At 34.4% G+C, this 23,818-nt stretch carries 17 protein-coding genes and 1 pseudogene; 11 read left to right on the plus strand and 7 right to left on the minus strand.

Features of this window, described 5'->3' with window-relative positions; genetic code table 11:
* Positions 1–451 precede the first annotated feature (451 nt).
* The 6 genes and pseudogenes from GJU32_RS03295 (at position 452) to GJU32_RS03320 (ending at position 7,614) form a co-directional block, all read left to right on the plus strand.
* A pseudogene (locus tag GJU32_RS03295) lies at positions 452–1,080 on the plus strand (DUF2441 domain-containing protein).
* 421 nt (positions 1,081–1,501) lie between these two features.
* Positions 1,502–2,293, plus strand: a complete 792-nt coding sequence (locus GJU32_RS03300) for an SAM-dependent methyltransferase (protein WP_230874913.1) — start codon at positions 1,502–1,504, stop codon at positions 2,291–2,293.
* A gap of 26 nt (positions 2,294–2,319) precedes the next feature.
* A complete protein-coding gene (locus tag GJU32_RS03305; protein WP_155590503.1) occupies positions 2,320–3,642 on the plus strand; it encodes an opine metallophore biosynthesis dehydrogenase in 1,323 nt (440 codons plus the stop codon).
* A 672-nt stretch (positions 3,643–4,314) separates the two neighbouring features.
* Positions 4,315–5,916 (plus strand): ATP-binding protein, encoded by a 1,602-nt coding sequence (locus GJU32_RS03310; RefSeq protein WP_155590716.1) that lies wholly within the window; start codon positions 4,315–4,317, stop codon positions 5,914–5,916.
* A 13-nt stretch (positions 5,917–5,929) separates the two neighbouring features.
* A complete protein-coding gene (locus GJU32_RS03315; RefSeq protein WP_155590504.1) occupies positions 5,930–6,604 on the plus strand; it encodes a response regulator in 675 nt (224 codons plus the stop codon).
* A 35-nt stretch (positions 6,605–6,639) separates the two neighbouring features.
* Positions 6,640–7,614, plus strand: a complete 975-nt coding sequence (locus tag GJU32_RS03320) for a tripartite tricarboxylate transporter substrate binding protein (RefSeq protein ID WP_230874914.1) — start codon at positions 6,640–6,642, stop codon at positions 7,612–7,614.
* A 77-nt stretch (positions 7,615–7,691) separates the two neighbouring features.
* Here GJU32_RS03320 and GJU32_RS03325 read toward each other — a convergent pair whose 3' ends face one another.
* The 4 genes from GJU32_RS03325 to GJU32_RS03340 form a co-directional block, all read right to left on the minus strand.
* Positions 7,692–8,480 carry an ABC transporter ATP-binding protein gene (locus GJU32_RS03325; RefSeq protein WP_155590505.1) on the minus strand — a complete coding sequence of 263 codons (789 nt, stop codon included), beginning with the start codon at positions 8,478–8,480 and terminating at the stop codon, positions 7,692–7,694.
* A gap of 15 nt (positions 8,481–8,495) precedes the next feature.
* Positions 8,496–9,509: a FecCD family ABC transporter permease gene (locus GJU32_RS03330; RefSeq protein ID WP_155590506.1), complete on the minus strand. Its 1,014-nt coding sequence runs from the start codon at positions 9,507–9,509 to the stop codon at positions 8,496–8,498.
* Positions 9,506–10,510, minus strand: coding sequence for a FecCD family ABC transporter permease (locus tag GJU32_RS03335; protein WP_155590507.1), 1,005 nt, complete (start codon positions 10,508–10,510; stop codon positions 9,506–9,508). The genes GJU32_RS03330 and GJU32_RS03335 overlap by 4 nt, the downstream gene beginning before the upstream one ends.
* Before the next feature lie 87 nt (positions 10,511–10,597).
* Complete coding sequence (locus GJU32_RS03340; protein WP_155590508.1) at positions 10,598–11,575, minus strand: ABC transporter substrate-binding protein; 978 nt, start codon at positions 11,573–11,575, stop codon at positions 10,598–10,600.
* Between the two features lie 353 nt (positions 11,576–11,928).
* On the opposite strand from GJU32_RS03340, the gene GJU32_RS03345 reads away from it, so the two are divergent.
* Positions 11,929–12,918 carry an aldo/keto reductase family protein gene (locus tag GJU32_RS03345; protein ID WP_155590509.1) on the plus strand — a complete coding sequence of 330 codons (990 nt, stop codon included), beginning with the start codon at positions 11,929–11,931 and terminating at the stop codon, positions 12,916–12,918.
* A 61-nt stretch (positions 12,919–12,979) separates the two neighbouring features.
* On the opposite strand, the gene GJU32_RS03350 is transcribed toward GJU32_RS03345, so the two are convergent.
* A complete protein-coding gene (locus GJU32_RS03350; RefSeq protein WP_196426583.1) occupies positions 12,980–13,879 on the minus strand; it encodes a LysR substrate-binding domain-containing protein in 900 nt (299 codons plus the stop codon).
* Between the two features lie 588 nt (positions 13,880–14,467).
* Here GJU32_RS03350 and GJU32_RS03355 point away from each other — a divergent pair.
* Positions 14,468–16,933, plus strand: coding sequence for an S-layer homology domain-containing protein (locus GJU32_RS03355; protein ID WP_155590511.1), 2,466 nt, complete (start codon positions 14,468–14,470; stop codon positions 16,931–16,933).
* Between the two features lie 77 nt (positions 16,934–17,010).
* Here the strand turns inward: GJU32_RS03355 and GJU32_RS03360 are convergent, their stop codons facing one another.
* The gene (locus GJU32_RS03360) at positions 17,011–18,405 is read right to left on the minus strand and encodes an HD domain-containing protein (RefSeq protein ID WP_155590512.1); all 1,395 of its coding nucleotides are present in this window, start codon (positions 18,403–18,405) and stop codon (positions 17,011–17,013) included.
* Between the two features lie 172 nt (positions 18,406–18,577).
* Positions 18,578–19,705, minus strand: a complete 1,128-nt coding sequence (locus GJU32_RS03365; RefSeq protein ID WP_155590513.1) for an acyltransferase — start codon at positions 19,703–19,705, stop codon at positions 18,578–18,580.
* A gap of 890 nt (positions 19,706–20,595) precedes the next feature.
* On the opposite strand from GJU32_RS03365, the gene rocF reads away from it, so the two are divergent.
* From rocF to GJU32_RS03380, 3 genes are all read left to right on the plus strand, one after another.
* Positions 20,596–21,501 carry an arginase gene (rocF, locus tag GJU32_RS03370; RefSeq protein WP_155590514.1) on the plus strand — a complete coding sequence of 302 codons (906 nt, stop codon included), beginning with the start codon at positions 20,596–20,598 and terminating at the stop codon, positions 21,499–21,501.
* A gap of 280 nt (positions 21,502–21,781) precedes the next feature.
* On the plus strand, positions 21,782–23,212 hold the full coding sequence (locus GJU32_RS03375; RefSeq protein ID WP_155590515.1) for an amino acid permease: 1,431 nt from the start codon (positions 21,782–21,784) through the stop codon (positions 23,210–23,212).
* Positions 23,213–23,339: 127 nt separating this feature from the next.
* On the plus strand, positions 23,340–23,735 hold the full coding sequence (locus GJU32_RS03380) for a hypothetical protein (RefSeq protein WP_155590516.1): 396 nt from the start codon (positions 23,340–23,342) through the stop codon (positions 23,733–23,735).
* Positions 23,736–23,818: the final 83 nt, after the last annotated feature.

Consider the following 23,818-nt stretch of genomic DNA (forward strand, 5'->3'; position numbering starts at 1 on the left):
ATTACTTTTTTAATTAAAAAGTATACATGAAATATACTATTTAATTTCATTACTTGTCTTCAGACTTACGTCTGAATTGTTATGGATTGGTAAATTAACTATATACAGTGATTCTACATCTTTTATTGAAATTCACATAAAATTAGTATAAAAAGCTAAACGATATGTATAAAAATTTCTTTTGATTCCCTCGGTACGCTAATTTCAGGGTGGCCCACATGTATCGCAATGGTTTCTATGATTTTTTTATAACTTTCGTGACAGTTAAACAGCTTGTAATTTTTCTTCTACAGTCCCTTTAGTTATTCTTTAAGTTATTTTTTTGGATATTTATGTTAAAATTGATGTTTATCGTTGTTTAAATTTTACTTAAACAACGAAACAGGTTAGTTCAAAAATACCTCTTATTCTAAAATAAGAGTAACTAATGAAGACCAACAGGAGGTAGATCATGAACGAAAACGAATTTTATGTTTATCATATCGTTACTAGAAATAAAATGAGCACAGGACAGATAATTAACTTTGACAAGAATCAAAAAATACCTTATACCGTTTCTTTTTTGAAAGGGAACAATTGAACGCTAAAGGTGAAGACTTTATTAAGATTTTATACGGTCACTATACGAATGAGGGCTTGAACATTAGTAAAGAGAATGCTGAAGTAGCTATTAAGTATGTAGAACAAACAATCAGGGCTATTAGAGAAGTTGTAGTAGAAATGGTTAGGCTTCAAGAACATCCTGAATATCCTTCAAGATTGTCTTGCTTATACACTGCAAAAAGCTATGAAGATGCTTTGAAATGGAAAGAAATATTTGATTCATACAATCGTCATGTTTTGCAGATTGTTAAACTTAGAGTTATGGGGAATTATTTTGAAGGTGATGCAAACCTTTTACCAAAGGAGGATGGAATTCCTTTCTCTCAAAAAATTGAACAAGCTAGAGAATATTGGAGGGGTAATGTTAAAAACGAGCTTACTGAACTTTTAATAAATGGAACAATTGAAGTTGTAGAAATTATTGATGATTTCTCAACTTTAATTTCTAAAATTCGTAAAATGTTATGGGTGCTGTGATACGTTTAATAGGGGGTTTGTTCAACTAATAATGGATCAAACTTTTTTTAACATGGAGATTTTACATTAGCTAATAAATAAAGTTTGCAGGAAATTTTTTAATTTTTTTCAAAAGCTACAAAAGATTTGCTCGTTCAGATACAGACGCTATAGCTAAACATCGTTCTAGTTGAGGACGTTGATTATTCATTAATAAATTATCTTTTCATAAAAATACTTCGTTTATTTAATCGTATATTAGTCCTTATTTTCCTGATGTACCTCAATTCAATAGAATAGACCCTAGGCAATAGGCATCCTTCTAATTTTCGCTAATTATTCAGAGACATCAAATTATTTACATATCTAAAGAAACGTTGAAATAGAATTAAACGGCACAGCATATATTGAACTTTAATCCTCAAACATAGGAGTGGGGCAAGTGAAGGGCATAGATTTGTTTTTAAAGAAATTAAATTATTTTGATAAACAATTTGAGTTATTTATCAATCAAAACAATGATCATCTATTAGTTGCGTATTCAGAGTTGTGTGAACTAATAGATGATTATTCTTCTTTTATTATAAATTTTGACAATGAAAAACATTGGAGTAATATAAGTCAATCAAATGAAATAATATCATTAATTGAGAATCTAAGAACTAATTCTTCTGTTTGTGTCCAAATTATAGAAAAATATCGAGCATTCGTATTAGAAATTGAAAATGAGGAGGTTACTGATTATTTTCGTAACATAGAAGACTGCATTGAAAAGCAATTTGGAGATGTTCAAATTACTAGTCAGTCAAAGGTACTCTTGGTAGGTTCGGGTGCTTTTCCAATAACATTATTAATGGTTGCAGAACGGACAGGTGCACAAGTTTTTGGAATAGATATTGATGATGAAGCGGTTCAGTTGGGGAAACATGTAGTAAATCAATTAGGAAGTCATTTATCAATTCAAATTGACAAGAAGACAGTAGGGGAACTAACAGTTATTAAGCAGATTAGTCATATTATATTTAGTTCAACCGTTAGTAGTAAATATGACATATTAGAACAATTATATGATTTAACGAATAAAGATGTGCTTATTGCTATGCGTTATGGAAATGGGTTAAAGTCTCTTTTCAATTATCCAAAGCAGAAAGTAGATGCGACTAAATGGCGTATAATGGAAAATATTAAGCATCCTCAAAGTGTATTTGATGTTATTTTATATCAAAAAGTATAATGTCCTAAATAGACGAGGAGAAAGATATGACTTATTTTAATAAGGTTTTACTGTTAGGAACAGGACCTACAGCAATCCAATTAGCTGTGAATTTCAAAAATTATTTTAATGGTAAAGTAGCTATCGCTGGAAGAGAATCCTTACGCTCAAAAAATTTTTTTGAAACTATCGTTCAGCATCAACTTGCACTGAAGGTATTTATACAAAATACACAACATGAGGCTGTTGCAGGAAAATGTACGATTGATACGTTTTTTAAGGGCTATCATAAAATATATGGAAATTGGGATACCGTTATACTTTGTGTTACTACAGATTCTTATTTATCAGTATTAGCACAAATTGATACTAAAGTGTTACAGGCGGCTAGCTGCTTTATTTTAATTTCACCTACATTCGGTTCTAGTCTTTTAATAACTAATTTCCTAAAAAATCTATCTCCTCAGGCAGAGGTAATTAGTTTTTCAACATATTATGGAGATACTAGATGGCTAGGTGAAGTTCCATCAAATGAGGTATTGACAACAGGCGTAAAGAAAAAAGTGTATATTGGTTCAACTTACTCAAATTCGGATAGAGTTGTTGAATTGTCTGAATTGTTTCGTCATTTGGGTATTCATTTGAAAAACCTAGCATCTCCGCTTGAAGCAGAAACAAAAAATATTTCTTTATACGTGCATCCTCCCCTATTTATGAATGATTTCTCATTAACAGCAATATTCGATGAGCATAACATAACTAAATATGTGTATAAACTTTATCCTGAAGGTCCCATTACTTATACAGTGATTCATCAATTATTAAATTATTGGAAAGAAATGATGGAAATTGTGAAACACTTCAATATTCAATCTCTAAATCTATTAAAGTTTATGGTAGATGATAATTATCCATTACAGCAAGCAAGTATACCGCGCCAAGAAATAGAGAATTTTAATGAACTTGAGTCCATACATCAAGAGTATTTGCTCTATATTCGCTATGCATCCTTATTAATTGATCCATTTTCTAAACCAAATCAAGAAGGAAGATACTTTGATTTTTCAGCAGTGCCCCTTAGAAGGATTTTTAAAAATCATGAAGGAGAATGGGATATTCCTAGAATGCCGAAAGAGGACTATTATCGTGTGAAAATCATTCAAGGAATTGCTAATGCCCTGAAATTGAAAAGTCCAACGCTCAATCATTTTGTACAAACTTATGAAGAAAAACTGCAACAGGTAGTGACTTCTTCTGAGAATAAACGATATTCAGAAGCCTTCCAAGTAAAATCTTTTTCACAAGATATCGACATGATATGTAAAGAATTACTAGCAAGTAAAAACAAAATACTACTAGATATAAACTAAGAAGCTAACGATTTTGGCTAAATAGACAAACAGTGTGGTAAAGAAGGAGAAAAAGGCTAGACATATAAGTTACCTCTAACTATTTTTAGACAGGTTCTATTTGAGTCATGAACAATGGGATTATAAGACATATTTTCTATCAAACGAATGAAGAGTATTGTTCGTTGCTGCAATCAATTTTTGTGGGTGCGATTGTTCAGCAATATACTACCGATAATACCAGGAGCTCATAACAGTGAGTACCTGGTTTTTTTAGATACACTTACATATAAAGGGTGATCACAGCCGAGGCAATTGACTCCAAACAAAGTTCACAATACAATCCACAACTCCTGCAATGGTAGAGAGTACAAAATAATACTTTAATCCCAATCCGATTAGTAACCGTGGGATAATTTGATGTATCTACAGTAAAGTAATTTCGCAAGAACGGATGAAGCATTGGTGATCTACCTGTGCTATAATGAGCATTTTCAGGGATAGCTATATACTTGGAATGATGTATAAAATAACGGCTGTAAAGTACAATAAGACTGGAGTAATCAAGGAGAAATGGCAGTTTTTTTATGGTATCTAAATGAGTTGTCCTCTAAGAAACATCGTTTGCTTGTCGCAGTCTGCGTTGTTTTTTCATTCCATATCAGTCTGTCTCATATAGAAGGGTTAAATACAATGATTAAAAATAAAAGGATAACATTAAAAACGAAAATACTAGGATTAATTAGTTCGCTTATACTTCTTATTATTACGCTTCTTGCAAGTGTGTTTGCTTATTTACAAGCTATAGATACTAGGAATCAAGTAGAACAATTAGCCTTGCAAGCGGCAAAATCGATTTCACTTATGCCTGAGTTAAGAGATGCGATTGAGCAAGAGGAACTTGAAACCCAATTCCGTCCTATCGCTGAGCAAGTGAGAGATCAGGTAAATGCTTCAAATATTATCATTGAAAATCGCGATAAGATCATTTATTCTCATGTAGACCAAAATGATAGTAGAGAAAGTGGTTTAGATGAAACCAATGATCTTGCACTTCTATATGGAGGTTCAACTATTTTTGAAGTTGAACGAAGAAGTGGCTCTGTTATTGTTGGTAAAGTACCAATAATGGCCGAATATGGTGATTTCGATCGCATAATTGGGGTCGTTTCAGTTGAGTTTTTAAAAACAGATATTTATCGAAATATCATTAGTAGGATTAAGACAATCGTTTTTGCCGCTATTATTATACTAACGTTAGGAATCATAGGAGGTATCTTTTTAACGAAAAGTATTCGAAAGGATATTTTAGGTTTAGAGCCACATGAGATTTCATCGCTATATCTGGAAAGAAGCGCAATTCTTTTGTCTATTAAAGAAGGAATTCTTGCAGTGGATCAGAATGGATTGTTAACACTAATCAATCATTCAGCCAAGGAAATGATGAATATTAATGAAAAGATGATAATTGGCCAGCATATTAATGACGTTCTAAAGATTTCAACAATTGAAGAGGTATTACAAACGGGAGAAACAATTCACGATGTTGAGATTTTCTTGAATCATAAAGTTTTTATTTTTAACGTTATTCCTATCATATATAACAATCAAATTAAGGGTGCAGTATCTAGTTTCCGTGATAAGACGGAATTAAAGAATTTAATCAATACAATATCGGAGGTTCGAGATTATTCAGAAGGATTACGAGCACAAACTCATGAATACACCAATAAATTATACTTACTATCTGGTTTGCTTCAGTTAGAACGATATAAGGATGCTTTTGATTTTATTCAAAAAGAATCAATCACCTATCAACATAGAAATCAGATATTATTTAATCAAATTCATGACACAAATGTTCAAGCCATTTTATTAGGGAAGCTTGGTAAAGCATCTGAAAAGAAAATAATATTAGAAATGGATCCTGAGAGCCATGTTGATCCATTGCCAAGCCATATTGGGGTAACAGACATCATCACAATTATCGGTAATCTTATTGATAATGCCTTCGATGCAGTCGCCAATCAACAGAGTAAGAAGGTGTCGTTTTCAATTACTGGCTTTGGTAATGACATTATAATAGAAGTAACGGATAACGGAGAAGGATTTCCCGAGGACAAAATTGATACTTTATTCACTTTAGGCTATTCTTCTAAAGGGAAAAATAGGGGATATGGCTTATTCAATGTTAAACGAATTGTGGAGTCATTAAGTGGCACAATCGAAGTGCATCATGTTAAAACCGGAGGAGCCATTTTTACAGTATACTTGCCCAAAAAGGCTTTGATGTGAGGAGAGAACTAAAGTGGTGAAAATTGTAATTGCAGAGGATGACTTTCGCATTGCACAAATACAAGAGGAATTTTTAAAAAAAATACCAGAAGTAAGCTTGGTTGGCAAGGCATTAAATGCTAAAGAAACATTGAAACTTCTCCAACAAGAAGAGGTTGATTTACTTTTATTAGATATCTATATGCCTGATGAGCTTGGAACCGAATTACTTCATAAAATAAGAGAGGCCTATCCTAAAGTTGATATTATCATGGTTACGGCAGCAACTGAAAAAGCAATGCTTGAGAAGGCTATTCGTCATGGAGTTTTCCACTATCTTTTAAAGCCAGTAACAATGGAAAAGTTTATTGAAATAATTGAAGAATATAAAAGGAAGAAAAAATTATTCAATAGTAGGGATGAGGTCGATCAGTCAATAATTGATAGTTTTTTTGGGACCTCTATCCAAACTGTGATGAATCAAAAATCCCTTCCTTCTGGGATCGATCGCTTAACCTTACAGAAAGTGAAAGAAATAATGACTGAACTTAAAGGTGGGGTTTCAATTGAGGAAATGGGAGAAAAGATGGGAGCATCTAGAACAACCGCAAGAAGATACTTAGAATATCTAGTTTCTATCAATGTTTGCACGACTAAACAGGATTATGGAATTGTCGGAAGACCTGAAAGGAAATATGACCTCCTATGACAGAATGCTATAAATTTATTACTAGGACATAGTGAATGAAGAAGAAACCATTATTCTTATTGCTACTGTTCGTTACAATTTTCTTTGTTTGCTCTTCAAATGAGTTTGAAATCCACGAACCAACCACAAAAGAGATAACAATTATTGCGCCTAGCTCAATTGGCGGAGGATGGGATATCACAGCTAGGGCAATGCAAAATATTTTATTAAGTGAAAATTTAATTGACAAGAATATTCACGTCATAAATAAAGCCGGTGTTGGTGGCGAATTAGGTTGGAAATATACAAAGGATCAAACGGATTCTGTCATTACAATTAATTCAAGCTTACTTATAACAAATCATTTATTGGGTCAAAGTAAATTGACTTATAAAGACTTTACACCAATTGCTACATTGGCTACAGAATGGGAAGTAACCATTGTCTCAAAAGATTCTCCAATTTCTAGTGCTAAACAGTTAATGGATGATCTCTATAAAGAGCCTCAAGCTTATAAAGTAGGTGTTTCCCCAAGGTTAGGAAATGACGATCAACTTTCATTTGTATTAGCTAGTCAACAGGTCGGATTGAAAACGGAACAACTCGGTTTTTATGTTTATGATAATAGTGAACAAGTCGTGGAGGCATTATTAAAAAAACAAATCGATGTTGCTACGATGTCTTTATCAGAGGCGAAAAAATACGCTGATTCTAATCAAATAAAATTACTGGTGATTTCTTCTGAAAAAAGGTTAAAGGTGCTACCAGAGGTTCCGACGTGGACTGAGCAAGGAATTGATTTAGTTTTTGAACATTGGCGTGGAGTAATGGGGCCGCCGAACATGTCAAATGCTGAAATTCAATTTTGGGATTTAACAATCGAAAAAATGGTGATGTCTGAGAAATGGGAGAAGACGCTGCAAAAGTATATGTGGAATGATTTTTATAAAAATAGAAGAGAAACAATTATTTTTCTAGAAGAGCAAAGTAGGATGTATCAACAATTAATGGGAATTAAAACAGATTCGTAAGACGAATTTTTAGTACTATTTGAACGAAAAAAAGGGCCGCTACATCTTAAAAGTAGCGGCCCCACTTGTACTAATTATTATTCATAGGATAAGCCAATAGGTATACATAGTGGTGATTGATCAACTGGATTTTCAATAATACAGCAATTTAGTCCAAATACTTCCTTAATCATGCTTTTCGTAAATACTTTTTCAGGTGGCCCCTCTTGATAGATTTTCCCATTAACAATACTAATGAGATGATCCGCATATTGTGCAGCTTGATTTAAATCATGTAAAACCATGACAATTGTTCGACCGTGAGTTACGTTTAAAGTGCGTAATAACTCGAGTATTTCAATCTGATGCGCCAAATCTAAATATGTAGTTGGTTCATCTAATAATAAAAGATCTGTGTCTTGTGCTAAAGCCATCGAAATCCATGCCCTTTGCCTTTGTCCTCCAGATAGTTCATCCAACGTACGATCCACAAAACCAGTCATTTTTGTTGCTAATAACGAACGATTTACAATCGCATCATCTTCCGGAGTTTGTCTAGATAACAATCCTTTATGTGGATGTCTACCATAATAACATAGGTCTTTAACCGTTATATCTTCCGGAGCTTCTGGGCCTTGAGGTAAAATAGCTAATTTCTTTGCAATTTCTTTTGAAGATTGCTGATGAATGGCTTTTCCATCTAAATAAACCATTCCTTCTTGGGGTGTTAATAGTCTAGCTAAGGAACGCAAAATAGTTGATTTTCCGCAACCATTAGCCCCAATAATCACACTTATCTTACCTTCAGGAACAACTAAATTTATATTATCAAGGATTTGAGCTGATCCATAGGTGAGAGAAAGATGCTCAGCTGATAATGTTGTCATTAATGTTCACCTTTCTTATGCCTTTTTTCGTTCAGAACGTAATAAATATAAAAAATAGGGTGCACCAATCACTGCTGTAATAATCCCAGCAGGTATTTCTAGTGGGGGAAATAGACCTCTACCAAGGCTATCGGCTACTAGCAAAAGGGCAGCACCGACAAGAGCGGAAGCGGGAAGTAAAACTTTAAATTTAGATCCTACAATTCTTCTAGCAATATGAGGAGCAATTAAACCGATAAATCCGATAGAACCTACTGTGGCAACACATACGCCAATTAAAATAACTGCAACGCTTAATAAAATATATCGCAGAAATTTTGATCGTTCACCAAGACTTGTAGCTATATCATCACCAAGGCTCAGAATATCTAATTTAGAAGTTAATCCAATTAATAGTGGGATAAGAATGAGGCATGGAAGTAGAATATACACATGTTCCCATCCTCTTGCCCATAAACTTCCCGTCAGCCATAAAAGAGTTGAATTTACGTTATCTGGGAATTTAATCATAAAATACTCTATCCCTGCTTGACATATTGCTCCTAGCGCTATTCCTACCAAAGCTAATGTATTTGGTTGTGCACCTTTCTTATAAACAAACAGCATTAAAATAGTAGCAATAATAGCTGCTCCAATAAAAGCTGAAAGGGGAAGAAAAATGATTGGTGATGATGGGAATAGAACGATAATGATAACGGCTGCTAACCCGGCACCTTTCGTCACTCCGATTACATCAGGTGAGGCTAATGGGTTACGGAGAATTCCTTGTAGAATCGCTCCAGCTGTTGCTAGTCCAGCTCCTACGATGATAGCGATTATAATACGAGGAAGACGATAATTGTTTAAAATAAATCTTTGACTTTGTGTCTCTTCACCAATAAAATTTCGAATGATTTCTGACGGTGTAATATAAATAGCACCTAAACCTAGACTTACTATTGATAAAATTAGGATGATGATCAACAGTACAAGAAGAACAAGGTTAGGGTGAAAATTACGATTTAGTAAAAGCTTTTGTTTAGTATTCATTGTTTAATATTTCTTCCTTTCTTTGCTAAATAAAGGAAGAATGGTGCCCCGATAATAGCTGTAACAATTCCAACTGGCGATTCAAAAGGATAAGCGATAAAGCGAGCGAGAATATCTGCATAAACTAAGAGTAAAGCCCCGAACAATGCAGAGAATGGAATGATTCTTCGATAATCTCCACCTACTAATCTCCTGACAATATGAGGAACTATTAATCCAACGAAACCTATAGGACCAGCGACAGCTACAGAAGAGCCGGCCAAAATAATGACCAGTATCCCAGCTAGAATTCGGATGTGATTTACTCGTTGCCCAAGCCCTTGTGCAGTACTTTCACCTAGGACGAGAATAGAAATTGACCGAGAAAGCAATAAGCTAATGAATAGTCCGACAATAGACCAAGGAAGAATGATCATAACGTGTGTCCAAGATTTTCCACTAATCGATCCCACTAACCAATATAGAACATCCTTTGCCTGTTCACTAAAGATAATGATCCCTTGAGTTAAAGAGGATAAAAGAAAGTGCACGGCAATGCCAGCTAACGCTAGTTTTACATGTGTCATTCCCCCTCCAGAGGCAAAGGAATAGACTGTTATTCCTCCTACTGCTGCCCCTATAAATGCAGAGAAAACGAGAGATGGGGAAGAGAGAGAAGGAAAGAGGGCAAAAGCAGTGACAATAAAGAATGAAGCACCTGCATTCACACCAAATACTTGAGGTGAAGCTAATGAATTTCGAGTAATTGCCTGCATAAGAGCACCTGCCACAGCCAAATTAGCACCAACTAATGCTCCGATTATCGCTCGGGGCAATCTAAGCGTTTGTATAATTAACTGTTCTTTTGAAGGATTTATTTCGAAAAAGGACTTCAACACCATTAAGAGATCTACATCTGCTATCCCTACTGAAACACTAATGATAATTCCTAAAATCAATAGAATGATTGCAGTTATTGCTGTACTATATATTTTTATTTTACCTTTAACTACAGATTCCATTAACTACAACACACTTTCTTACAAAATATAAGACTTATTAGAAAGAGAAGTAAGTAGGCTATTTTACTTACTTCTCTTTTGTTTACTTTACTTTTCATTCAGCTTTGTTAACGTGTCTTTAGCAATTGCTTCTGCTGAAATAATTCCTCGGAATCTTGTCCATAAATCTCGATCAACACTATAAATCTGGTCATTTTTTACTGCTTTTAAGTCTTTCCAAAGAGGATTATCCTTCCACTCATCAGTAAGTAGTTTGCCTTCATTATTAGCTAAAAGTAGTACGTCTGGATTGATTTCAACAAGTTGCTCTAGACTCATTTCAACATAAGGTTGTTCGTCCTGAATGGCTACCTTCAGGCCTAATTTCTCTAGTAATTCTCCATCATAAGAAGAAGTAGTATGTGCTTGAAATGATGTATCTCGTACAACTGCAGGTAAAACAGTTAGATTCGTATCAAGATTCAGCTTTGAATTGATTTCATTTATTATTTTTTCATGTTCACTTAATCTCTTTTCAGCAGTTTCAGCCTGACCTAATGTTTCTGCAATTGTTTTAAAAGAGTCTAAATTCTCCTGATAGGTCGATTCGCGACTCTTTAAGACAATTGTAGGAGCAATTTGCTGTAAATCTTTATAAATAGCACTATGTCGCTCAACATCGGCAATAATTAAATCGGGCTGTAAAGAGCTAATCACCTCTAAGCTAGGCTGTTCACGAGTTCCTACAGAAGTATAGTCTATGTCACTGCCGACCAGCTTTGCGATCATATCCTTTTTATTGTCATCGGCAATTCCTAGTGGCGTCATTCCTAAAGTATTTAAAGAATCAACAAAAGATAACTCTAAGGTAACTATCTTTTTGGGTGTATTTTTAATTACGGTTTCACCCATTTCATGTTTAATAACTCTACCTTTAGATTCTTTTGCTCCCGTAGAAGTTTGTTCCTCTTTCTCTTTGTCTGTATTATTTTGAGCAGCATTACATCCAGCTAAAACCATCATGATTGTGAATAACAAGATGAGCGTTAGCCCGCTCAATTTCCCTAATTTAATAAAACTTTGCATCCTTCTAACCTTCCTTTTCCGATGATGTAAATGAAAATGATAATCATTAACAGGGATTATAATAGAATGTTCAATGGGTTGGGTCAATATAATGAAAGTATTGTGAAATAAAATTAATATGAGTAAAACGTTCATTTTGAACATTTTGTTCATAGAATCATGTAGTTGCCTATTCGCTTTATTGTGGTTGAAACGTAGAAGAAAGCTATCAGTCCTAATTTCCTTTGAGCTACTGCACTAATGCTACTGTCGTCTTATATATTTTTTATATTAATTCGTTATTAATAATATATTATCCATATTAAAATCGGGTCTTTATAATAAAGCTATTACTATAAAAGGGAGGATTTAGAATGGAGTACTGTAAACTTGGCAATAGTGGATTATCATTAAGCAAAATTGCATATGGAAACTGGATAAATCATGGTGGGAAAGTAGATGAGGATACTGCAAATGCGTGTGTTAAAGCAGCACTAGATGTGGGTATCACAACATTTGATACGGCTGATGTTTATTCTGACACGAAAGCCGAAGAGATACTCGGTCGATCTTTACAAGGTATACGACGGTCGGGCATTGAGCTATGTACAAAGGTGTGCCATCCGACTGGGAACGGCCAAAACGATAAAGGTTTATCGAGAAAACATATCCTCGAAAATTGTCATGCGTCTTTGCGTCGGTTACAGACCGACTATATTGATGTCTATTATGCACACAGATTTGATCCAACTACTCCTCTTGAAGAAACGATGTTAGCTTTCGCAGATCTGGTACGACAAGGGAAGGTACTTTATATCGGTGTAAGTGAGTGGACAGCAGAACAAATCACCCGTGGTGCAGCGCTTGCACGAGAATTGAATATTCCGTTCATTGCTAGTCAACCCCAGTATTCCATGCTGTGGAGAGTTATTGAAGCCGATGTGATACCAACCTGTCAACGTGAGGGACTTGGGCAAGTAGTATGGTCTCCACTAGCACAAGGTGTTCTTACTGGAAAATATCTACCGCAAAGACCAGTGCCAACTCAATCACGGGCTAACTCTACTGCGGGGAAACCATTTTTTAATAAACTTGCACAGCGTTGGATGAATGATAATGTACTAACTGCAATACAGCAGCTTAAACCCATCGCACAAGAGATGGATCTTTCCCTCGCTCAACTTGCAGTAGCTTGGGTACTCCAAAACCAACATGTTTCCTCAGCTATTATCGGTGCCTCAAGCCCGGAACAGGTAAGAGAGAATGCATTAGCATCTAGCGTCAAACTAGAACCGGCACTAATGAAACAGATTGACGGAGTATTAGAAGGCCTCATTGAGTACGATCCAAGTAAAACAGGTTGATTTTTTACACTTGATACAATAGGTATTTCTTTCTAGTACCCATCCCTTTTAGGATGGGTTTTTATTCATGGTGATTAAGTTGAGAATTGGAATATACCTCTCTAACAATTGTTAAAAAATGATCTACTGCAGTAGATGTTTCATCTTGCCTCCATCCAACATATAGACTTACTTTTGGTGTAGTCTCTTTGATTTTTTTATAGGTAACCCCAGAACGTTTATAACTTTCCACCGATGAGGGAACGACAGAAACACCCATTCCTGTTGCAACTAGATTAACAATCGTTTGCATTTGAATAGCTTCTTGAACAACATTTAAATTTACACCGTGATCCCAAAAGTAGCTAATAATTAAGTCATAAAAATTTGGACCTAAATGGCGGGGAAACATAATAAAAGGTTCATTCCTTATCAATTGTAGTGGAATTTCAGGCAATGTGACCAAAGGATGATCTTGATGTAAAACCAATCTTAAAGCTTCTTCACAACAAACTTCAGTAGCCAGTGTCTCATTGTTCTGCTTAGAACGAATAAAACCAATATGAATTTGTTTCTCATAAAGTGCCTTCAGTTGCTGCTCCGTTGTCATCTCGCATAATGTAAGATGGATTTTAGGAAAGCGTGCTCTGAACTTATTTAGAACTTCTATAACAATTTCTGTGGAGTCGACAAAGCCAACAATTACGTTTCCTATTTTCCCCTCAGCTGCAAGTTGTGTTTCTTTTATCGCCTTTTCGAATTGAAAAAGTGTTTGCTGAGCCCCTTCTAAAAATATCTTCCCAGCATCCGTAAGTTCAACCATCCTTTTTGTTCGATGAAAAAGTTGAACGCCCAATTCATCTTCTAATTTACGAATTTCTTGGCTCAAGGGAGGTTGTGCCATCCTAAGACGTTCTGCTGCACGCCTAAAATTCAATTCTTCTGCCACTGTTATGAAATAGCGCATTTTTCTAATATCTATTTTCATCCATCCCTTCTACAAAAAAATCTATAGATCCAACTCAATTAAATACTTCAAGTCTAGCAATGCTTAGAGTTAATTTTAACAATTAAAAATTTTTAAGCATAGAATTTACTCTTTTATTGAGGTTAAAACAAATAATCTCAATAAAAGAGGATTAAGTATAAAAAAAGAAAGAGTTCGCCATTATATCAAGAAAGTAATATAACACTAGAAAGGTAATAGAAGTGCTTATCAAAGATTCCCTCAAAACGGATATATTTTATCTTCATTTTGTCACCACCTCATTATATTTTCTATATTATAGTAATTATTTATGAAGAAATTACCTATATATCCAATGTAGTATTAATATTACCTTATTTTTAGCGTTTATTTATTGGTAATCTAGTTATATTATTGTCTTGTAAAGCAAATTACAGTTTGATTGGGATATTTAATCTTGGTAATTTTAGAAGTTTGCTTTCCCTATAATTGGTTTTAATTATTATTTGTGAGAACACATTATACATATTTTATAATTAAATAGAGCGATAATATTGTTTTCACAGAATAATATATTTTATTAGAATTCTGGAGGAATAAACTATGAAAAAACAAAACAAAGGTCGTAAATTTTTCGCAACTACAGCTACAGCAGCACTTGTAGCATCAGCAATCGTACCAGTAGCATCAGCTGCTGAATTCAACGATGCAGATAGCATTTCATCTTGGGCAAAAGAAGCTGTACAATTTTTAACTGACAAAGGCTTCATCCAAGGCGATGAAAAAGGAAACTTCAACCCAGCTGGTACACTAACTCGTGCAGAAGCTGCTGAAATTTTATCAAAAGCATTAGATTTAAAAGCTACAGGAACAGAAGACTTTTCTGATGTAAATGAAAATGACTGGTTCTATAACGCAGTGCTTGCTACTTCACCAGAATTATTTGATGGTATGGGCAATGGTAAATTTGAGCCTAAAGCTCAATTAACAAGAGAACAAGCTGCGAAAGTTATCGTACAAGGTTACCAATTAACAGGTAAAGCGGATCTAAGCCAATTCGCAGATGCTTCTAAAGCTTCTAAATGGGCTGTATCTTACTTAGAAACAGCTGTAGAAAACGGCGTAATCAACGGTAAAGGTTCTTTATTAGCACCACAAGATAAAATCAGCCGTGAAGAATTCGCTACTATGGTAAAACGTACAATTGATGCAGTTCAAGATGTAACACCAGCTGTAGCATCTGTAAAAGGACTTAATGCAAAAGAGCTTGAAGTGAAATTCAACACAGCTGTAGATGCTAAAGATGCTGTATTAACAGAGAAATATGCAGTTGAAGGTGTAGCTATCACTAAAGCAGTAGTATCTGAAGATGGAATGACTGTTACTTTAACAACTGATAAAGAGTTAAAATTAACAAATGGAAAAGTGACTGTAAAACCTATCAAAACAAAAGCAGATGCGAAAGTTCTAACTGAAGAGTTTAACAATCTATTAACATTTGCAGATTCAACTCCTGTTAGCGTGAATACGGTAGAAGCAAAAGGCACTACAGCAGTGATCACTTTTGATGAGCCTGTACAAAGTGAAGGAACAGTAAGCTTAAATGGTGCTGAGCTTTCTAAAGATCGCTATACTTTAAATGGTAAAACGTTAACAATTAAAGGATTAACTGCTGAACAAACATATAAAGTAGACATTGTTGGCGCAACTGACTTCGCTAATAATATGGCTAATCCTATTGCTGTGAACTTCACAGTTGCTAAAGCAGACGTTGATAACTCAAAACCAACTGTTTCAACAGCAGTAAACGGTACTGAAATCACGTTTGATTTCTCAGAAGAATTAATGAAACAAAACCTTGATGGTAATGCTACGACTGAAGAGTATGCAAAAGTAACTGTTGGTTCAACTGTTTTCTACTTAACAGATGCTGATATTAAAGATGCTGCTGATAAAACTGTATTCACTATTGATGCTGTAACGGCTCTAGGAAATGCGACATTTATTAATACAAACATTAAAGTAGAAGGACAAAAAGATGTAGCTGGTAATGCTGGTGATGCATTTGAATTCAATGCTATTCTAACTAAAGATATTACACCTGCTACATTTGTATCTGCTTCTACTAAAATGTTAGTAGCAGATGATGTGACTGCAACAACTGACGTAGATGCTTTATACCTTACTTTTAGCGAACCAGTAAAAGTAGATGGTGATTTAACGCTTAAATCTCAAAATGGTGTTGTTTACACTGCAGGCAAAGTAACAGCAGTAAAAGCAGATGCTGGTTTCGACGTAGATGGTAACGGTAAAATTGAGGGTGCTGAGAAAAACACTGTGAAAGTTGACATCGATTTAGATAGCAATTCAACATACTCATTTGAATTAGCTGCTAAAGCAGTGACAGATTTATCTGGAAACGTAACTGCAGATACAATTACATTTAATGTTGCAACTGGATCATTCGAAGTTGCACCTGCAACAGATTCATTAGTATTTGGCGCTACACCAGTTGTTGTAACAGATAATAATGTACTAACAGTTGAATATGCTGCAGATGTGACGGCAACAGCAACAACTGCTGCTAACTACACACTTGGCGGAAAAGAACTTCCTGCTGGAACTCAACTTCAGTTTGTAGATGGTACTAAAAAAGTAAGATTCACTTTACCGGAAGGTTCTATCACAGCTAATGGTAATTATGTACTTGAAGCTAAAAATGTAGTAGATACAAAAGGGAACACACTTAAAAATGGTAAAGCTACAACTACAGTAGCACTTAAAGAAAATATTGTTCCTGTAGCATCTAAAGTAACAGTAGTAGATAGCAAAACATTTACAGTAGATTTCTCTGAAAATATTGCTGATCAAGCTGCGCCATCAGGTGTAACTGTTAAAATTGCAGGATCAACAGTAGAACTTGCTACTGCTGCTGTAGCTGGTGGTAAACTTACTGTGACAACTAAAGCTGACTATGCTTTAACTGATAGCATTGTAGTTGAATTTAAATCAACTAACCTAGTTGATGCTAACAACAACAAAGTAAAAGACGGCTCTATTTCAAAATAATTAGTCCGTTGTATTTTTTAAAGCCCTGTGGAGACCATCTCTACAGGGCTTTTTTTAGTTTCTATTATGATAATGATTTAATTCATCGTTAATTGTTTGTTTATTTCAATTTGTGCATGTGAGCTATTTGCGAAATTCAGCCAATTATCCATATGAGTATTTTCCTTATTCATTACCAAAAGCTCTATCCTATCTAAATGTGAAAGGGTAGTTGTAACGGATTTCTTTTCTCCATTAATTTTAACGTATTTCATTTGGATAGCCTTATCAGGGTTAAAGGCAAAAGCAAAGTCAATAGCGGTGGAGCCCTGTGGTAGATGGATAGGGTCTAATTGAGGTGTAAATACAGTAATTGTATCCTGTAAAAATTCAAATGTAATGAGATCACAAAATTCGAGAGCGTCCTGGGTAACAAGATTATTCGTCGATATCGAATTTCCTATTAACGGATAGCTAATAGCTTGATCGGTGTTATTTTTTGAGAGAAGGTGAAAAATACCTTGGTCTCGTATCTGTTGATTTGATTCTGTTTCTATACATATCTCAATCTGTGAATGATTAATCTCTACTTTTGTCTTTAAGTAATGGTTGAATAGATCATTTTTAATGGCTATATGATCTTCAAACTGTAGAGGAACTGGTTTATATAATTGATGAATGATACCTAGTATTTTATAACAATTTAAATCACCTGTGGTCGTAACGATTATTTTGGATAGGGCGGCTACATCGTGGCTATCTTTTAAACTAGAATAGGCCGTATACATAGGCTTCATTTCATAATGTACGCGATATACTATACTTGGTTCGAGCAAGTTCTGCATGTTATGCGAGATGTTCTGTGAAAGTTCTTCTAATAAATAGGCATATTGTTGTAGAATTTTTTTTATACTTTTATATTTGGAGCGTTTGAGATAAAGAAAACTTAAATCTTCTAATTCTTGTTGAATGTTTAATAATCTTAATTTTTTACATAGGGGCGAGTAAACTTTGAGTGTTTCACTTGCATAAGGGACCTGCTTTTTGACTGCTTTCACTTGTAACGTTCTCATGTTGTGAAGACGATCTACAACTTTGATAATGGCTACTCGTATATCTTTTTCTGAAGCTAACAATAACTTTTTTAAGTTAACTGCTTGATATAGTTCTTTGTTTGAAAATTGATCTTTATCAACTTTAGTTAATCCTTCAACAATTTCAGCTACCTTTTTGCCAAACGTTCTTTGTATCTCTTCAATTGTGACATGTGTATCTTCTACTACATCATGTAGTAACCCAGCTACTAAAGTTATTATATCTGCTTTGTAATCTAATAGTATCTCTGCAACCGCAAATGGGTGGACAATGTAAGGTTCACCTGATACTCTAAATTGACCTTCATGAGCTTTCTCGGCAAAGCACATTGCTTGATAAAATTGTTCCAATTCTAATTTGTGAAGATAGGAGGACTTTTTCAATAATAGTTCTTTCATACATTCACCTTCGTCGTAATTTTTAATGCTAATAATAACATAATCTATTATAAATATGGAATTTTTAAATTATTATGTATAGTCATAAAAAGTTAAAACATATACACAGCCAGTTGGCAGGGTTGAACCGACAACTGGCTGGATATATGTTTTCATTCAACTATAGTAGAGGCTATTTATATGGAAACTTCTTCGGAATCGGCCCAAATGCAATCCAATGATATTTAAAAAATCTACCCATTAATAGCACAATCATCCATGAGACGAATAGAGCAAAGATAAATCCACCAACACTCCATAGATGATAGATGATACTATTGCCACCAGTACTTATTTGTCTGTAAAGGAAAAGAAAAAATGGATGCAATAGATAGACGCCAAATGATACTATTCCTAGGTTAATGAAGCCATTCACCAATGCATTGCTCCATTTATCATAGATCCAGAAGGAGAACTGTAATAAGCCGATGCAGGCGGTTAAAGATTGTAGCTGAAAAACTAGTTCAAATAGGATGCTGTTGGCTAAATAGGTTTGTGTTGAAAAGACAAAGTAATATAAATAAATATTATATATAGTAGAAAATAGCCATATACACCATATGAAAAGTATGGTGATAGGAAAATTTTCTTTTTTTAGTTGGAGCCAACTTTTGTACTTTTCAAAATAAATACCTAAAAATGCACCTGCCAAGAAATAGAGAATATAAGAGAAGGCGATACTCCCTCTATAGGGGTACTGCCATAACTCAGCATTTAACAGAATAAAGACCCATTGTAGGATAAAGCCAATCCAAATTAGATGAGGAGATAGGGCTGGTTTTTTCTTTAAAATATATAGGAATAAAGGGAACATAAGATAGAACTGTACAATAATAAAAATATAGTATAGATGTGTGTAGGCTTTTCCTATTAAGAGTTTTTCAAGAAATTCAATACTAAATAGGGCATGCCATGTTAATGATAAATCATGCGTCACATAAAATTGCATGGCGGCATAATAAAAGATAGAAAAAAAGAGATATGGAATGAGTATTTGTGTCATTCTTTTTTTATAGAAACTAACGATCAGCTCCTTTGTTAAGTCTTTTTGTATATAGTTATAAAATAAAACAAATCCACTTAAGAAGATAAAAACAGGTACAGCGAATTTCGGGAAAATATTGAAAAATACATAAAATGGGTATAGTTTTGATTCACTTGATAAAGCCGTAACAGGTGTACTAGTAGAATGGATGAGAAGTACAGCTAAAATGGCTAGTGCACGAGTAATATTTAATTCATTAATATGTGCTCGCTTCATACAATCATCTCCAAAAAATTAGTATAGTATTGAGTTCCCCAAAATAGGCATACATACTCTATTAATATGTATGCCACCACTAAAATAGACAACTTTGACGTCAGAATCTATGCTGCATGAAGAATACTCCCTCTAAAAGCTACTGTTGGGGCGTCCAAGGTTTACTATAAAGGGCATTTATGTCAGGCAGATGTCAGCAATAATAAAAGGCTATAACGCTCTTAAAGCGTCATAGCCTTTTATAATAGTTCACTGCAAGTCATCAATAGATTTTTGGTTCAGTAAATGTTTTTTTGTACTGAAAGCGAAGCGTCAGCACCTAGAAATAAAATCCTGATTTTCTAAAGGAATGCCGTAATCTGTTTCCTCTGTGACTACAGCAAGTAGAACGATGGATAAATAACCTAATCTTCGAGAATCAATCTGTCTTGCAAATCCTAAATCTAGTCTTCAAATAAGACGATACGTCTATGGTAAGAAGTTGAAATTCCATAGGATATGCAAGTGAAAAAAGAGCATTCATCGGATGGATTATTGGTATGTATGATGAGGTTACTTTTAGTTTGCTTTACGCAAACTTGGGATATAATTTCATTAATTTTATAAGATGTTCCTTTTTTTCCTAAAATTACTGTCTTAATTTTCTTAAAAAACTATAAAAATAGAAAAGTTTTGATATTTTATTTAGAAATTTATTACAAAAGGATGAGTATAATAGGAAAAAAATTCATTGTTATTCATTGATATAGCGGTTATGCAATTATTTATACAAGAAAAAACCTATGTTTTTAATAATCCAAACTGTATAAAAATTTAAAATAATGTCAGGTTGAGTCAATATACCATTTTCTTTATACTGTGAAAGTAATTATTGGAGAGGAGAAAACATCATGAATAAAGAAGTAACAATTATTGGGGTGCCCATGGATTTAGGTCAAACTAGAAGAGGGGTTGACATGGGGCCGAGTGCTATCAGATATGCAGGATTAACTGAACGACTTGAGGGCCTTGGTTATTCGATTTATGACGAAGGGGATTTAAATATTGATATAGTAAAAGTAGATAATGAAGCGGAAGCAAAAACAAACTTAAAAAATTTAAAAATTGTAGCAGATAGTAATGAGAAGCTGGGACAGAAAGTAGATGACGAAATTTCCTTAAATCGATTTCCTTTAGTTTTAGGAGGAGATCATAGTATTGCTATTGGAACATTATCGGGTGTCTCTAAGCACTATGAGAATTTAGGTGTCATTTGGTATGATGCCCATGGCGATTTAAACACAGGTGAAACATCTCCTTCAGGGAATATCCATGGAATGTCTTTAGCTGTAAGCTTAGGTCTTGGTCACCCTGCACTCACTAATATTGGAGGCTATGCCCCAAAAGTAAAGCCTGAGAATGTCGTCATTATTGGTGCTCGTGATTTAGATCCAGGTGAAAAAAAGCTAATTAAGGAAATTGGCATTAAAGTGTACACGATGCATGAAATTGATCGTTTAGGAATGACAACAGTTATGTCAGAAACGATTGAATATTTAAAGGAACGTACAGACGGTGTCCACTTATCTTTAGACTTAGATGGACTTGATCCAAATGATGCACCAGGTGTAGGAACACCAGTTGCAGGTGGTATTAGTTACCGTGAGAGCCATTTAGCGATGGAAATGCTATCAGAAGCAAATATCATTACTTCTGCAGAGTTTGTTGAGACAAACCCAGTATTAGATCAATATAATAAAACAGCTATTGCTGCTGTAGCTTTAATCAGCTCTCTATTCGGCGATACATTACTTTAAGCAATGGGGAGAGAAAATCAATTATCTCGTAAAGGAAGAACTTTTCTTAGAAAATTAGGTCACCACAACCAAATATAAGAAAGTAGCTCTCCCTAAATAAAGTTTACAATAAAAAGAGCGATTGCTCTAGCTAATCTATAGCATTTATTTTGTCAGAAAATTGACAGTTCATAAAATATACTAAATTGATAACCTATCAATTATTAAAATTTCTAGTAGTTATCTTTCATGCACGGAGAAAAGAAAGTGCTTACAAGATAATTAGTGTAAGGAGCTTTTTATGGCAGCAGAACAACAATATGAATTAAAAAGAAGTATGAAAGCAAGACACTTATTTATGATTTCACTTGGAGGTTGTATTGGAACAGGGTTCTTTCTTGGATCAGGCTTTACCATTAACCAAGCTGGACCAACCGGAGCCATCCTTGCCTACTTAGTAGGCGGTGCAGTTATGTATTTAACTATGCTTTGTTTGGGTGAATTATCTGTTGCTATGCCAGTTTCAGGTTCATTCCAAACATACACGACGAAATTTATTGGCCCTGCTACTGGTTTTGCTGTTGGGTGGCTGTACTGGTTAGGCTGGGCAGTAACTGTTGCACTCGAATTTTTAGGGGCTGGGCAACTTATGCAAAGGTGGTTTCCTGAATCACCAATATGGATGTGGTGCTTACTATTTGCTGCCCTTCTTTTTGTATTAAATGGTTTATCGGCCAAAGCATTCGGTGAAGCAGAATTTGTCTTCTCAAGCATTAAAATATTGGCAATTATTATGTTCCTTGCAGTTGGTGGAGCGGCTATGTTCGGTCTGATCGACATGAAAGATGGTACGGATGCTCCATTTCTTTCTCATTTTTTTGAGGGTGGACTTTTTCCAAATGGCATAACAGCTCTGCTTATTACCATGATTACCGTAAATTTTTCATTCCAAGGTACAGAATTAATTGGTATTGCGGCAGGGGAGAGTGAAAATCCTGAGAAGACCATTCCTAAATCTATAAAGCAAACCGTCTGGCGTACACTTTTCTTCTTCGTATTATCTGTAGTCGTACTTGCAGGTATGATTCCTATGGATAAAGCGGGAGTTGTTGAAAGTCCATTTGTTGTTGTACTGGATAGTATAGGAATTCCCTATGCAGCAGACATCATGAATTTTGTTATTCTGATAGCATTATTATCAGTTGCTAACTCGGGTCTGTATGCAGCAACACGTATGTTATTCTCTCTTTCTGTTGAAAAGATGGCAAGCCCAGCTTTGGGGAAGGTTAATAAAAGAGGAATTCCTATGAATGCATTATTGATTACACTTGCTGTGGCTGGATTGTCATTACTGTCAAGCGTATTTGCTGCAAAAACAGTATTCGTTTGGCTACTATCCCTAGCAGGTTTAGGCGCACAAATTGGTTGGATTGCTATTACGGCTTCTCAAATTGCTTTTAGACGGTCTTATATACGTCAAGGTGGAAAAGTGGAGGATTTAAAATTCAAAGCACCATTGTATCCGGTTATTCCTATTTTAGGTTTAGTAGCGAACTGTATAGTGATGGCAAGCTTGGCTTTTGATCCAGCTCAACGATTAGCCCTTTATTGTGGTGGAGCATTCTTCATTGGCTGTTATATCGTTTATTATTTAAAAGTAAAAAAAGTTGCCAATTTAAAAATAAACCAACAAGAAGTTCAGTTAAAGTTAGATCAAAAAATGTATCTTTAAGTGCAAGGAGTAGCTGCATAATGCGGCTACTCTTTTTGTATTATAGGATAATTTATTAGTGTGAAAATGTAACTATATGTAATTTAATTGATCTAAGAAGTAGTACAATAAACTTAGAGGTGGTTCAATGGAAAAATTCGTGTTTCTGATTTTATTTTGCCTATCTTTACTTACTGCTTGTTCGAATGAAAAATCGCGATCATTAGAAGAACTTTATATAGATGCAAAAATTGAAAATGTAGATAAAGTTATTATTCAAGATGGCTCAACTGGTTATTCTAAAACGATAACGAAGCAAGAACAAATTGATGAATTTCTACATCTGATTAATGATATAGAATTTACTCCACAAGAAAATCAAGAAGAACGGTCAGGCTGGCGATATGGTATTGCTCTTTTTGATGGCGAAAAAGCATTTAAATTTACTCTAATTAAAATTGATAACGTTTATTATGATGCAAACCCCGATATTCATCCAATCGTAGAGAACTATTATAAACAGTTAGATATTGTAGAAGAATAATAGATTCAACTGACCTCATACATATGAAGCCATTTTGTAAATTTCAACGTTTATCGTGAAGAAATCCTCTGTATTTGCTTTAC

Source organism: Lysinibacillus cavernae, from assembly GCF_009724685.1.
In the GTDB taxonomy this organism is placed as follows: Bacteria; Bacillota; Bacilli; order Bacillales_A; family Planococcaceae; genus Lysinibacillus; species Lysinibacillus cavernae.